The following is a 276-nucleotide window of genomic DNA, read 5'->3' as shown; positions in this document are numbered from 1 at the left end:
TTTAGCAATAGGTTTAGTGATCTTGATATAATCTTGAAATAACTTAATATTGTGAAGTAAAGCTTTGATAGAATGTTCAGATTTAAGAAGGCTTGTATCAAAGAAAGTAAAATCTGGGTAATCTAGAACATTAACTTTTTTCTTAGTCTTAACTAGGAAAGATTGTAAGTACATAACATAACCTGAAAGCTTAGCTTCATACTCACTTAAATCAGTGATGTTATTGGTATTTGGAGATATGGGTTCTTCTATTAATGTTGCAATAGTTGTACAACT

1 protein-coding gene is annotated in these 276 nt (G+C 29.0%); it reads right to left on the bottom strand.

The window, feature by feature from the left end; genetic code table 11:
- On the bottom strand, positions 1 to 276 hold a 276-nt coding region (locus tag U881_RS0105850), incomplete at both ends, for a BBA14 family lipoprotein (RefSeq protein ID WP_024653632.1).

Source organism: Borrelia persica No12 (assembly GCF_000500045.1).
Lineage (GTDB): Bacteria > Spirochaetota > Spirochaetia > Borreliales > Borreliaceae > Borrelia > Borrelia persica.
The sequence above is the reverse complement of the archived record's forward strand: the minus strand, read 5'-3'. Positions and strand labels throughout refer to the sequence as shown.